This is a genomic window from Streptomyces albireticuli (assembly GCF_002192455.1).
GTDB classification, from domain to species: domain Bacteria; phylum Actinomycetota; class Actinomycetes; order Streptomycetales; family Streptomycetaceae; genus Streptomyces; species Streptomyces albireticuli_B.
Genome location: NZ_CP021744.1, coordinates 1,184,658 through 1,197,720, shown reverse-complemented (window position 1 = coordinate 1,197,720; position 13,063 = coordinate 1,184,658). Strand labels below are relative to the sequence as shown.

Sequence of the window (13,063 nt, the reverse complement as noted above, 5' to 3'; positions counted from 1 at the left end):
ACGGACCTTGGAAACAAGATCAACTCTGCTGTGCGCGGCCACCGTTGCCTATCAGTAATCCCCCTGACCGAACCCCTGGTTCACCCCTGAGAGACCGCCCGCCCGCAACCGGCACCACATGAGGACCCCATATCGATTCACGACTCACCGGACACGCCCTGGGCGCCTTCGCGGGAGGTGGCGTCAGCAGATACGGGGCAGCTGCTCGCCGAGTGGCATGTCCATAATGCGCTGGGCGCCCACGACCGTGCGCATGACGACACGGCCGGGGTGCCCGTCGGCCGGCAGGACTTCCCCGATGCGGACCGCGCCACTGCCTTCCGGCAGGGAGCGCAGTTCCGCCAGGGCCGCATCGGCGGCATCCGGTGCGACGAAGACGACCATGCAGCCTTCGTTGGCCACGTGCAGGGGGTCGAGCCCGAGGATGTCGCAGGCGGCCGCGACCGGCTCCGGCACCGGGACGGCGCGCTCGTCGATGCCCACGGCCACGGCTGAGTCGCGTGCGACCTCGTTGAGTGCGGCGGCCAGCCCACCCCGGGTGGGATCACGCAGGACGTGCAGCCGGTCGCCGAGCGGGGCGAGGGCCGCCACCAGGCGGTGGAGGGGGCGGGTGTCGGAGGTGATGTCGGCTTCGAAGCCCAGGCCTTCGCGCGTGCTGAGCACGGCCGTTCCGTGCAGGCCGATGGGGCCCGACAGCAGCACGGCGTCGCCCGGGCGGGCATTCGCGGCGGAGACGGCAAGACCGGGGAGGAGCTTGCCGACGCCGGTCGTGGTGATGAACACCTTGTCGGCCGCGCCCCGGCCCACCACCTTGGTGTCTCCGGTGACCACCGGCACGCCCGCCTCCTGGGCCGCCTTGCCCAGCGAACGCAGTACGGCCTCCAACTGACCCAGTTCGAGTCCTTCCTCCACGATCAGGGCGACGGAAAGGGCGACGGGCTCGGCGCCGCGCATCGCCAGGTCGTTGACGGTGCCGTGGACGGCCAGGGAGCCGATGTCGCCGCCGGGGAAGAACAGCGGACTGACGACGAAACCGTCCGTGCTCATCACCAGCCCCCCGGAACCGGGAAGGAGCGAGGCGTCCTCCAGCGGGCCTTCCTGCCCGCCGAAGGCGGGGAGAACCGTGTGCTCCAGGAGTTCCGCGGTGAGCCGCCCGCCGGCTCCGTGACCGAGGAGCACCCGCTCGGTTTCCGCGCGGGGTACGGGGCATTCGGTGATCACGAGGACGTTCCCTCCTTGACAGACGTGGCGACCCGTCCGGCGGCGTGGAAAGCGGCGCAGGTGCCCTCCGTCGACACCATGGGCGCGCCGAGCGGGTGGCGGGGCGTGCAGCGGGTTCCGTAGGCGGTGCAGTCGGTAGGCAGCCGCGCGCCGGTGAGGATGCCGCCGGCGATGCACTCGGGGTCCTCCGCGGAGTGCAGGCCGTCGACGTCGTACCGCCGCGCGGCGTCGAACGAAGCGAGCTCCGGGCGGAGTTCCAGGCCGCTGCGGGGGAGGTCACCAATGCCGCGCCAGGCACGGTCGGTGACCTGGAAGACGCGGGCGACGGCGGACTGCGCCTCGCCATTGCCCTGGCGGCGCACGGCCCGTACGTACTGGTTCTCGATCTCGGCCCTGCCGTCCTCGAGCTGCCGGGTGGCCATAAGGATGCCTTCGAGCAGGTCGAGCGGTTCGAAGCCGGTGACCACGACCGGCACCCGGTAGCGGGCGACGATGGGTTCGTACTCCGTCCAGCCCATGACCGCACACACGTGCCCGGCGGCCAGGAACGCCTGGACCTCACATTCGGGTGACTCCAGCAGCGCCGTCATGGCGGGCGGGACCAGGACATGGCTGACCAGCATGCTGAAGTTCCGCAGCCCCAGGCGGGAAGCGTGCAGTACGGCCATGGCGTTGGCGGGGGCCGTGGTCTCGAAGCCGACAGCGAGGAAGACGACGTCCCGGTCCGGGTGCTCCTCGGCGAGCTTGACCGCGTCCATGGGGGTGTAGACGACGCGGACGTCCGCTCCGCGGGCCCTCAAGGCGAGCAGGTCGGTGTGGGAGCCGGGGACGCGGAGCATATCGCCGAAGCTGGCGAGGGTCACCCCTGGGCGGGCGGCGATGGCCATAGCGCGGTCGAGGGTCTCCAGCGGCGTGACGCAGACCGGGCAACCGGGGCCGTGGATCATGCGCATTCCGGCGGGCAGGAGTTCGTCGATGCCCTGGCGGACGAGGGTGTGGGTCTGGCCGCCGCAGACCTCCATGATCTGCCACGGGTGGGTGGCGGTGCGGTGGAGCTCGTCCAGCAGCCGGCGTGCGAGCTCCGGGTCGCGGTATTCGTCGAGATATTTCACGCGGCTTTCCTCACGCTCGTACGACGGTCAGGTCGAGGAAGTGGGCCGAGCAGGAGATGCACGGATCGTGATTGCGAATGGCCCGTTCACACAGCCGGGTCAGCTCAGCATCGGTGGGCTCGCCGTGCCGCAGCCGGTCCTGGACGATCCGCCTCAGGTCTTCCTCGATGGCGCCCTGGTTCTGGGAGGTGGGCGGGATGAGACATGCGTCGGTGACGAGCCCTTCGTCGTCGAGGGTGTAGCGGTGGTAGAGGGTGCCGCGCGGTGCCTCGGTGGCGCCGTGGCCCGTCCCGGCCCGTGGGGGGACATCCACGGCGGGGTACGGCGGGAGTTCGTACGCGTCGATCAGGCGCAGCGCTTCCTCCACGGCATAAAGAACTTCGACGGCGCGGACCACGACGCTGCGGAAGGGGTTGCGGCAGATCTGCCCGGAGGCCGGGTCGGCCAGGCCGGCCGACCGGGCCGCTTCCCGGACAGCGGGTGGGAGCTGGTGGCCGCTGATGGCGTACCGGGCCAGGGCGCCGGTGAGGTGGCGTCTGCCGTCCAGCCGGGCCTGGAGCGCGGTGGAGTAGGGGACCTGCTCCTCGACCACGTGGGTGGTGAAGTCCGCAAGGGGGAACGTCCTCGTGCGGTGCCCGTCGCCGTGGGGTAGCACGGTGGGGGTACCTGTCTCGATGGCGTACGTGCCCGGTTCGGTGAGGGCGAGCAGGTCGGCGTCGCAGTCGGCTTCGGGGAAGTCGAAGCCGGCCACCCAGGCGACGGTCGCGAGCGCGTCGTCGCGCGCCTGCCGCAGCCGCTCGGCCAAGGGGCGGAATTCGGTACGCGCGGGGGTGCGGTGGAAGCCGCCGACGCGGACGTTGATGGGATGGATGGAGCGGCCGCCGAGGAATTCCATGATGCTGTTTCCGGCCTGCTTGAGCCGTAGTCCCCGTTCGACGTCGGCACGATGGGTGCGGGAGAGTTCGATCGCGTTGTCGCAGCCGAGGAAGTCGGGTGCGTGGAGCAGATAGATGTGCAGGGTGTGGCTTTCGATCCACTCGCCGCAGTACAGCAGCCGCCGCAGTGCGGCCAGTTGCCCGTCGACGGTGATGCCGCAGACGTCCTCGATCGCGTGGCAGGAGCTCGTCTGGTAGGCGACGGGGCAGATGCCGCACACGCGCGAGGTGATGTCCGGTGGTTCGGTGTGCCGGCGGCCACGTAGGAATGCTTCGAAGAACCGTGGCGGCTCGTAGATGCTGAGCTGGGCCTGGGTGACGGTGCCGTCGCTGATCCGCAGCCGCAGTGCTCCTTCTCCCTCGACGCGGGCGAGGGCGCCGACGTGCAGCACGCGCGAGCCGCGGTGTGTCATGAGGCCGCCCCCTCTTCGCCGAGTTCCCCCGGTGGTTCGATCGCGGCGAAGTCGTGAGCGTTGAAGGTGTGCAGGAAGCGGAGGATGTCCTCGTCGCTCATGCCGTCACTGCGCAGCAGCGGGATCATCGCGGGCATATTCGTCGATGCCGATGGTCCGAAGCAGCCGTAGCAGCCCCGCCCGTAGGCCGGGCACAGTGCCCCGCATCCCGCGTGCGTCACCGGCCCCAGGCACGGGATGCCGTGTGCGACGGGGAGGCAGGTGGTGCCGCGTCGCTTGCAGGCGAAGCAGACGCTGTGGTTGGGGATGTCGGGTCGGCGGTCGGCGAGGAAGGCGGTGATGACCTCGATGAGCTGGCCGCGGTCGATGGGGCAGCCGCGCAGTTCGAAGTCGACAGGGACGTGGGCCGAGATGGGGGTGGAGGTGGCGAGGGTCTCGATGTACTCGGGTTTCGCGTAGACGGTCGCGCGGAATTCGGCGACGTCGGCGAAGTTGCGCAGGGCCTGGACACCGCCCGCTGTGGCGCAGGCGCCGATGGTCACCAGGTGGCGGGACTCGGAGCGGATGCGCCGGATGCGTTCGAGGTGTTCGGGGGTGGAGACCGACCCTTCGACGAGGGAGAGGTCGTACGGGCCCGGCTGGATGTCGCTCGACGCCTCGACGAAATGGGCGATGTCGATCTCGGCGGCGAGCGGCAACAGCTCGTCCTCGCAGTCCAGCAAGGTCAGCTGGCAGCCGTCGCAGGAGGCGAACTTGAACACGCCGAGCCGAGGACGGGAGCGCACGGGCGCGGCCATCTCACAGCTCCCGCACGGCGAGCAGGGGCTCGGCACGGTCGTATCCGACGACGGGCCCGTCCCGGCACAGGAGCAGCGGACCGAGCTGGCAGTGGCCGCAGTGGCCGGTGGCGCAGTGCATGTTGCGTTCGAGGGAGACGCGGATGTGCTGTGCCGGTACGCCGCGGTGCAGCAGCTCGCGGCCGGTGGCGCGGATCATGACCTCGGGCCCGCAGACGAAGGCCGTGGTCTCGTGCGGGGTGAACGCCGCCTGGTCCAGCAGGGTGGTCACCACCCCGACGCGGCCGGTCCACTCCGGACCCGCGCGGTCCACCGTCACTTCGCAGTACGGCCGCCCCCAGCCGTCCGGTTCCGATCGGTACAGCAGGTCCTCGGGCGTGCGGGCGCCGATGAGGATGTTCAGTCGGCCGTGGTCGCGGGGCGTGGACAATGCCGCCTGGACGAGGGGCCGCAGTGGGGCCAGGCCGATGCCGCCCGCCACCACGAGAAGGTCACGTCCTGTGGCGGCCGGCAGGTCCCAGCCGGTGCCGAGGGGGCCCCGCACACCCACCTGCGTCCCAGGGCGGACGGCGCACAGGGCGCGCGACACGGCGCCTACGCCGCGGATGGTGTGGGTCAGGGTGCCGTCCTGCAAACCGGCGACGGACACCGGGATCTCGCCGACCCCGAAGGCGTAGAGCATGGCGAACTGGCCCGGGGCGAAGGCAGGCAGGGCTTCGCCTACGGGCCGCAACGTAAGCGTGCGGGTGTCGGTGGTCTCCGGCCGGTTGCTCACCACCCGGTAGGGGAGGGGGACGGCGGTCATCCGGGCGACCCGCTCCCGTAGGGGCCGTAGAGGTCGAGCAGGCGTGTGCGCGCGGCCCGCAGGCGGCGGCCGATGACCTCCACCACGTAGGTGAGCAGCGCGTGGTCGAGTTCGGGGTCGCGCTCGCACAGGGCGAGCACCTCGCCGGCGTCGAACTCCCAGGCGTGGACGGGGCTCGTCGCCTCTGCCCCCAGATGCCACTGATGCGGTGGGCACAGCCAGGACCACCCCAGCAAGCGCCCGGCGCCCAGCGTCTCGACGACCGCGCTACGGCGACCGGGCACGTGGACGTCGAGGTTGACGCCGCCGTCGCGAATCACCCAGAAGTGGTCGGCTCTGCCACCCTCCTCGAAGATCCGCGCCCCGGCGGGGAACGACACCTCGCGCCCCAGCTCCATCAGCCGTTCGTGTGGGCCCTCCGGCAGAGCGGCGAGCAACCCTGTCGGTTTCACGGCGCCTCGCCCTTCGTTTCAGCCTGCCGTTCGAGGGATTCCTGGTGCAGGGCGTGCGCTTCCTCGGTGATGTCGATGGCAACCGGGCACCACACGATGCAACGGCCGCAGCCCACGCAGCCGGAGCTGTCGAACTGGTCCCACCAGGTGCCCAGTTTGTGGGTGAGCCACTGGCGGTAGCGGCTGCGCCCGGTGCTCCGGACGGAACCGCCGGGCAGATGGGTGAAGTCCAGGTCGTAACAGGACTCCCAGCGACGCCAGCGTTCGGCGTGATCACCGGTCAGGTCGGTGACGTCCTCAGTGGTGGTGCAGAAGCACGTCGGGCAGGCCATGGTGCAGTTGCCGCAGGTCAGGCAGCGGGCGGCGACATCGTTCCAGCGCTCGGCGTCCAGTGTGCCCGCGAGTAGCGCGCGCAGGTCGACGTCCGGCATGGTGCGGCCCATCCGCCCGGCGGCGGCCTCGACGTCCTCGCGGGCCCGGGTGCGCGTGATGTCGTCGGCGGGCCGGTGCGGAAGGCTCTCCAGGATCTCCGCGCCTTCCTCGGTGCCGGCGCGGGCCAGGAAGCGGTGTCCGGTGTCGTCCAGCACCTCGGTGAGCGCCAGGTCGTAGCCGGGCTGCGCGGCGGGGCCGGTGCCCATGGAGACGCAGAAGCAGGTGGCGCCCGGTTCAACGCACTCGACCACGATCAGGAACGCTCCGGTACGGCGTTCCTCGTAGGCATCGTCCCGGTGCCGGCCACCGATCATGACGCGGTCCTGGATCTGGATGGCCCTCAGATCGCAGGGCCGTACGCCCAGGAAGGCGAACGAGGTGGGCTCCGGGCGTTCGGCACGGACCGTCATCCCACCGTCGGGAGCCCGGTCGGCGGTCCACTGCCGCGCCCGCTCGGGGTGCAGGAAGTTCTTCCACGACTGGGGGCCGGCGCTATGGGCGAAGGCCATGGCATCGGCCCGCCGCTTCATCCGGTAGTAGCCGGCCTCCAGCTCCACTCCCCAGCCGTAGGGCAGCTCGTCGGCGGACTCGAGTTCGGCCAGCACGATGGCGCCGTCCCGCACGGTCGGTCCGATCACTGTCCTGCCCCGGGCGCGCAGCTCCCGCACGAGGGCCTCGATGCCTTCCAGGTCCAGCACGCAGGCCGTGTTGTCGGCGTCCGGCGGCGCCGTCGCGGAGGGCATGGCGTCTCCTGCTCGCTCGGTGGCAGTGTTCCCCTCAGCCTGACCACATCCGGGACGGCCCGCACGCCGAGCGCGCCGGCAGGGGGCGGGCCATCCGGGCGCGGGTCTCAGCGCAGGCGCCGCAGGTACGGGTCGTACGCCTTGTGGGGTTCCAGCCGCACGCGGGCGTCCAGCGCCATGACGCCCGCGTGCGGGCAGGGCACTACCGGATTGAGGTCGGCCTCGGCGAGCTGGGGCAGGTCACAGGCCATCCGGGACAGGCACAACAGCAGACGTTCGAGGGCACCGAGGTCGACGGGGATGCCGCCGTGGCGGCCCGACAGGAGAACGGAGCAGCGCGGCGAGGTGATGAGGTCGTCGAGATCGTAGGTGGTGAGCGGGGCGAGGCGGGCGGCGTGGTCGGCCAGGACGTCGGTGGCCGTACCGCCCTGGCCGAAGAGCACGAGCGGACCGAAGACCGGGTCCTGGACTACGCCCGCCACCAACTCCAGGACGTGCGGGGCCTGCGGCTGCACCACCACGCCGGACAGCCGGTCGCCGAGGCGGTCCACGAAGTCGCGGTAGGCGGCTCGTACCTGCCCTTCGCCCTGGAGGTCGAGGCGGACGGCGCCTTCGTCGGTCTTGTGCGCCAGCCCCGGCCAGTGGGCTTTGAGTACGACCCGGCCGTCCGGGCCGGCGAGGCGCGTGGCCGCTGCTGCGGCGGTCTCCTCGTCGCACACCCATTCCCAGACGACCTGCGGAATGCCGTAGCGGGTGAGGAGCCGTGCGCATTGGACCGGGTCGAGCCAGCCGCCCTCGGGACGTTCGGCGAGCCACTCCGCCACATCCGCTCGGGCACCTTCGGTATCGACGCCGGACGGCTCCGGTGGCAGGCTCTGCGGCCTGCTTCGCCGCCGGGCGTAAGCCGCCGCGTACGACAGGGCACGGGCGGCGTCCTGCGGGTCGGCGTACGCGGGTACGGCTCCGCCGCGCTCGACCGGAAGTAGTTCCACGCGCGCGGACCGGTCCACCAGGACGAGAGCCGTCGTGCACGGTACCCGTGAGGGGGCATGGGTGAACGCCCGCACCAGGTCGTCGCCGGTGGCCGCGGCGAGGGCCGTCGGGACCAGGACGCCCAGCACGGCATCGACATCCCGGTGCGCGGCCAGCAGATCCACGCAGGCACGCAACCGGTCCTCCGGGACGGCGGCGGTCGCGTCGACCGGATTGCCGACCGCCGCGCCGGCCGGCAGGGCGGCCGCGACCTCCGCCGCCAGGGCGGGCTCCAGCGGGCGGACGCTCAGCCCGGCTTCGCTGCACGCGTCGGCGGCCAGCACGCCCACCCCGCCGGCGTTGGTGACCACCACCACGCGATCGCCGGCGGGCAGCGGCTGTGCGTGCAGGAGTGCCATCGTGTCCAAGAGTTCCCCGATGCTCCGGGTGGCGATGACACCGGCCTGGTGGAACAGTGCCTGCCGGGTCATTGTCGGCGTGGCGGCGGCAGCCGTGTGCGAGGCCGCCGCCCTGCGCCCGGCCTCCGAGCGCCCCGCGTCCACTGTGAGCACTGGCATGCGCCTACTCACCCGCCGGGCGGTACGGGAGAACGCACGGGGGTTGCCGAACGACTCCAGGTGCAGCACCGCGAGATCGGTACGTCCGTCCTCTTCCCACCACTGCAGGAGGTCGTTGCCGCTGACGTCGTACTTGTCGCCGAGCGAGACGAACGTCGACACGCCGATTCCGAGCCGGGACAGTCCGTCCAGCAGCGCGATGCCGACGCCGCCCGACTGGGTGGCGACTCCGGCCGTGCCGGGAAGCGGGAAGCGGGCGGCGAACGTTGCGTCCAGCCGCACGTCTTTCTCCGTGTTGGCCAGACCCAGGCAGTTGGGCCCGACTACCCGCATGCCGTGCCGACGGCAGGCCGCCCGGAGCCTCGCCGCCTGGGCCGCGTCGAGCCCGGACGTCACCACCGCCAGCGCCCGCACTCCGCGCACGCCGCACTCCTCGGCGAGGGTGGGTACCGCGTGGGCGGGAACGGCCAGCACGGCCAGTTCGGGGGTCTCCGGCAGGTCGGAGACGGCGGGGTGGCAGGGCAGGCCGTCGAGGGCGGGCCCGTGCGGGTTGACGACGCGCACCGGGCCGGTGAAACCGTTGGCGCGCAGGTTGCGCAGGATCGCCCGTCCTACGGACCCGGGCCGGTGGCCGGCGCCGACGACGGCCACCGACCGGGGCCGGAGCAGTGGCCGGAGGCTGGCGACGTCGGCGGTGCGCCCGCGTGTGTCGAGGGCGGTCAGGTAGTGCTCGTCCGGTGTCAACGCCACGTGGACGTGGACCTCCGGCCCCTCGAAGCGTCGTCGTACGGGGAGCCCGAGGTCGGCGAAGACCCTGATGACTCGCATGTTCTGGCTCAGCGCGTCGGCCGTCAGCTCCTGGATGCCCTCGGCCCGCGCGAGGTCGACGAGGTGTTCCAACAGGAGCGTTCCGACCCCACGGTGGTGCCATTCGTCCGCCACAGCGAGGGCGACCTCGGCGGCTGTCGGCCTGCCCCCGGTCGGATCGGTGGGTGTCGCGTGATACTCGGCCAGCCCCACCACGTCACCGCCTGCCTCGGCCACCAGAGCCCGGTCTCCCAACCCGGCGCCCAGGCACAGCGCGTCCGCCGCCTTCTGCGCGACGAGGGGGCCGGTGGAGAAGAAACGCAGCCGCACGTTCTCGGGAGACATGCGCTCGTACAGCCGGAACACCGCCGCACGGTCCGTCGGCACGACAGGTCTGACCCGAACGGTCGTCCCGTCGGCCAGCAGCGCGTACACCGCAGGGGCCGGCGACTCCGGGGTACGGGTCATGGCACGGTCGCCTCCTCGCCTTCCAGCATGGCCCGTGTCGTGCGGGGGCGCATGGGCCGGTCAGGCGCTGTTCGTACGTCAGGGGGAGCGGGGCAGTGGCTCCCCGAGTTCGCCTTCCACGGCGTCGGCCATAGCCCGGAGCACCTCCAGGGTTCGTTCCGCCTCGGCCTCGTCGACCGTGGTGATGGCGAACCCCACGTGGATCACGACGTAGGTGCCCACAGCGGCCTCGGGTGTGTAGGCCAGGCACGCCTCGCGGCGGACCCCGCCGAAGTCGACCGTGGCCATCCGCAGCCCGGCACGGTCGTGGATCTCCACCACCCGGCCCGGAATGCCCAGACACATCGTCGTCATCCTTCCCGCAGGCGAGCTGCGGCCACTGCCGCCTGCCCGTAACTGATTCCCCCGTCGTTGACCGGCACGGCACTGCCCACCAGCACCCGCAATCCCTGTTCCTCGAGCAGGGACCTCGTCTCCGCGAGCAGACGCGCGTTCTGGAAGCAGCCGCCCGACAAGCACAGGGTCGACGGTGCTCCGGCCGCCACGGCCCGCTGGACCAGGCCGGAGGTCACCTCGGCCAGCGTGCGGTGAAAAGCCGCGGCGAGCGTGCTCGTCCGCTCGCCGGCCACGGCGCGGTCGAGCAGTGCGGTCAAGGTGGGTACGGGGTCGTACACCCACAGCCCGTCAGCCCGCGCGAGGCGCCAGGGGAGGGCTTCGGCGTATTCGTCCCCAGCCGCCGTCTCCAGGGCCACGGCTGCTTGCCCTTCGTAGGTGGCGTCGTCGCACAGGCCGAGCAGGCCGGCCGCGGCGTCGAAGAGGCGCCCAGCGCTGGACGCGCGCGGACAGTTGACACCCCGTTCGACCATGGCTCGGACCACTCGGGTCTCCTCCGGCGCGAGGCGCCGCTCGAACGCACCGACCAGCGAGGGCGGAAAACCGGGCTCGCCGAGCGCCTCCACCCCGTACAGGTACCCCATAGCCATGCGAGCGGGCCTGCGCACGGCCGCCGCCCCGCCGGGCAGCGGAGCGGTGGCGAAACGCCCTACCCGGCGGTAGCGGGTGAGGTCGGCGACCAGGATCTCTCCGCCCCACAGTGTGCCGTCGTCGCCGAGGCCCAGCCCGTCGTAGGCCACCCCGAGGAAAGGACGGTCGAGCCCGTGTTCGGCGGCGCATGCGGCGACGTGGGCGTGGTGGTGCTGCACGGCGATCCGTCGCTCGGCGGGCCGAGCTCGCGCCCACTGGGTGGACAGGTAGCCAGGGTGCAGGTCGTGGGCGACGACCTGGGGTTCGATCCCGGTCAGCCGTACCAGGTCGGCGTAGGCCGTTTTGAAAGCATCCAGCGTCCGTGCGTCCTCCAGGTCGCCGGTGTGCGGCCCGAGAACAGCACAGGTCCCTTCCGCGAGGGTGAAGGTGTGCTTCAGCTGCGCACCGGCCGCCACGACCGGCTGAGCGGCCGCGACGGGGATCACGAGCGCGGCAGGGGATAGACCACGGGCCCGGCGCAGGGTCGTGACCGTACGACCCACCGTGCGCACCACCGAGTCGTCGTAGCGGGCCCTGATGGGCCGGTTGTGGACGAGGAAGCCGTCGGCCACTCCCGCCAACGTCTCCCGGGCCGTCGGCTCGTCGACGGTGATGGGCTCGCCCGAGCGGTTGCCACTGGTCACGACCAACGGCCTGCCGAGATCCCGCAGCAGCAAGTGATGGAGCGGCGTGGTGGGCAGGAACACGCCGATGTGGTCGGTCCCCGCGTGTACGCCGGGTGGGATGCCGGAGCCCTGGCGAGCCGGCGCCAGCACCACGGGCGCGGCCGGGGACGTCAGGGCCGTCACCCCGGCGGAGGACAGCCGTGCCAGGCGCCGGGCGGCCGCGATATCGCTGGCCATGACGGCGAACGGTTTGGCCGGCCGCAGCTTGCGGGCGCGCAGCCGGTTCACGGCCTCTGCGTCGGTGGCGTCGCACACCAGCTGGAAGCCGCCCAGCCCCTTGATCGCCATGATGCCGCCGCTGTCGACGACCGATTCCGCGGCACGCAGGGCCGCCTCGCCGGTGAGGTCCTCCCATTCCAGGCGGGGGCCGCAGTCCGGGCATGCCACCGGCTCGGCGTGGAAGCGCCGGTCGGCCGGGTCCGCGTATTCGGCGGCACATGCGGCGCACAGCGGAAAGCGCCGCATGACGGTGCGCTCACGGTCGTACGGAAGGTCTTCGATGACGGTGGCCCGCGGTCCGCAGTTCGTGCAGTTGACGAAGGGGTAGCGGTAACGCCGGTCGGCGGGGCCGAACAGTTCGCGCAGGCACGCTTCGCAGGTGGCGATGTCCGGCGGGATCTCGCGGGCGGCGGGCCGGCTGCTGCCGGTCCGGGCACTGGCCCGGACGGTGAAACCCGAGCCAGGCGGCGGGGGAGGGCCGGACAGGTCCGCCACGGTCACTCGGCGGATGTCGGCCAACGGCGGCGCCTCCACGCGCAGCAGCTCGACGAGGGCCTGCACCGATGGCGGCGGCCCGGCCACGGTCAGCTCGACACGGCCGTCGGCGTTGAGGACCCACCCGTCGAGCCCCAGCCGCGTCGCCAGGCGGTGGACGAAGGGACGGAAACCCACGCCCTGGACCCTGCCGAAGACCGTGACCGCCCGAGCCACCCGGACCGGGGCTTGCGGGCCGGTCGTAGCGCCCGGGGACGCCACTCTCACAGCCGCACGCTCCGGGACGATGCCTTGCCGTGAGGTCCGGCGAGGTAGTGGGTGATCTCCTGCTCGATCCGTTCCGTGAGGGGACCGACCGCCGCGGCGACTGCGGAGGTCAGTCCCGTGCCCAGGGAACCGTCGGCTCCTTCGACCGCGTAGACGAGCAGGCGCCGGGGCATCCTGTCGAGCGCACGTGCCAGCTCGACCGCCTCACCCAGGCCGAGCCCGTGGCTGCTCGCCGTGCCCGCCTGCCACGCCGCGCATCCGTCCAGCTCCAGCCGGTGGATCCGGCCCGGATGCCCGGGGTGGGCATGGGCAGCGTCCACGACCACGGCAAGCCCGGCGTCCTCCCACAGCCCGATCAGCCGACCTGGTTCCCCGTCGCAGCACACCAGTCGGATTCCGGCCGGCAGGCCGCCATGGGCCGTACGTTCCCGCAGCCGGGCGACGACCGCGGGGCCCGCGCCGTCGTCCCGGCGGAACGCGTTGCCGACTCCGATGACCGTGATGCGGTCGGACACCGCCGCCATGGTCCGCTCCCTGTACTCGGGCCGCTTGCCTGTGGTGTCCCACCTTCGCTGAGGCGCCCTGCGCGTGCGTGGCACCGGACGTCGCCCATTCGGGGCAAGGAGCCTTGTGGCCAC

Annotated in this window: 11 protein-coding genes; all 11 read right to left on the bottom strand. The window is 72.0% G+C overall.

Annotated features, from left to right (window positions below; genetic code table 11):
* Nucleotides 1-183 precede the first annotated feature (183 nt).
* Nucleotides 184-1,221 (bottom strand): hydrogenase expression/formation protein HypE, encoded by a 1,038-nt coding sequence (hypE, locus tag SMD11_RS05095; protein WP_087925283.1) that lies wholly within the window; start codon nucleotides 1,219-1,221, stop codon nucleotides 184-186.
* A complete protein-coding gene (gene hypD / locus SMD11_RS05090; protein ID WP_087925282.1) occupies nucleotides 1,218-2,333 on the bottom strand; it encodes a hydrogenase formation protein HypD in 1,116 nt (371 codons plus the stop codon). The genes hypE and hypD overlap by 4 nt, the downstream gene beginning before the upstream one ends.
* Nucleotides 2,334-2,343: 10 nt before the next feature.
* Nucleotides 2,344-3,681, bottom strand: a complete 1,338-nt coding sequence (locus SMD11_RS05085) for a Ni/Fe hydrogenase subunit alpha (protein ID WP_087925281.1) — start codon at nucleotides 3,679-3,681, stop codon at nucleotides 2,344-2,346.
* The gene (locus tag SMD11_RS05080) at nucleotides 3,678-4,478 is read right to left on the bottom strand and encodes an oxidoreductase (protein ID WP_087925280.1); all 801 of its coding nucleotides are present in this window, start codon (nucleotides 4,476-4,478) and stop codon (nucleotides 3,678-3,680) included. The genes SMD11_RS05085 and SMD11_RS05080 overlap by 4 nt, the downstream gene beginning before the upstream one ends.
* A gap of 1 nt (nucleotide 4,479) precedes the next feature.
* Nucleotides 4,480-5,283 carry an FAD/NAD(P)-binding protein gene (locus SMD11_RS05075; RefSeq protein ID WP_087925279.1) on the bottom strand — a complete coding sequence of 268 codons (804 nt, stop codon included), beginning with the start codon at nucleotides 5,281-5,283 and terminating at the stop codon, nucleotides 4,480-4,482.
* Nucleotides 5,280-5,681, bottom strand: a complete 402-nt coding sequence (locus SMD11_RS05070; protein WP_087925278.1) for a cyclic nucleotide-binding domain-containing protein — start codon at nucleotides 5,679-5,681, stop codon at nucleotides 5,280-5,282. The genes SMD11_RS05075 and SMD11_RS05070 overlap by 4 nt, the downstream gene beginning before the upstream one ends.
* 50 nt (nucleotides 5,682-5,731) lie before the next feature.
* Nucleotides 5,732-6,910 carry a 4Fe-4S dicluster domain-containing protein gene (locus tag SMD11_RS05065; protein WP_087925277.1) on the bottom strand — a complete coding sequence of 393 codons (1,179 nt, stop codon included), beginning with the start codon at nucleotides 6,908-6,910 and terminating at the stop codon, nucleotides 5,732-5,734.
* Between the two features lie 107 nt (nucleotides 6,911-7,017).
* Complete coding sequence (locus SMD11_RS05060; protein ID WP_087925276.1) at nucleotides 7,018-9,735, bottom strand: GNAT family N-acetyltransferase; 2,718 nt, start codon at nucleotides 9,733-9,735, stop codon at nucleotides 7,018-7,020.
* 78 nt (nucleotides 9,736-9,813) lie between these two features.
* Complete coding sequence (locus SMD11_RS05055; RefSeq protein ID WP_087925275.1) at nucleotides 9,814-10,080, bottom strand: HypC/HybG/HupF family hydrogenase formation chaperone; 267 nt, start codon at nucleotides 10,078-10,080, stop codon at nucleotides 9,814-9,816.
* A gap of 5 nt (nucleotides 10,081-10,085) precedes the next feature.
* Nucleotides 10,086-12,374, bottom strand: a complete 2,289-nt coding sequence (gene hypF / locus SMD11_RS05050) for a carbamoyltransferase HypF (RefSeq protein ID WP_087930295.1) — start codon at nucleotides 12,372-12,374, stop codon at nucleotides 10,086-10,088.
* A 47-nt stretch (nucleotides 12,375-12,421) separates the two neighbouring features.
* Nucleotides 12,422-12,949, bottom strand: coding sequence for a hydrogenase maturation protease (locus SMD11_RS05045; protein WP_087925274.1), 528 nt, complete (start codon nucleotides 12,947-12,949; stop codon nucleotides 12,422-12,424).
* Nucleotides 12,950-13,063 lie beyond the last annotated feature (114 nt).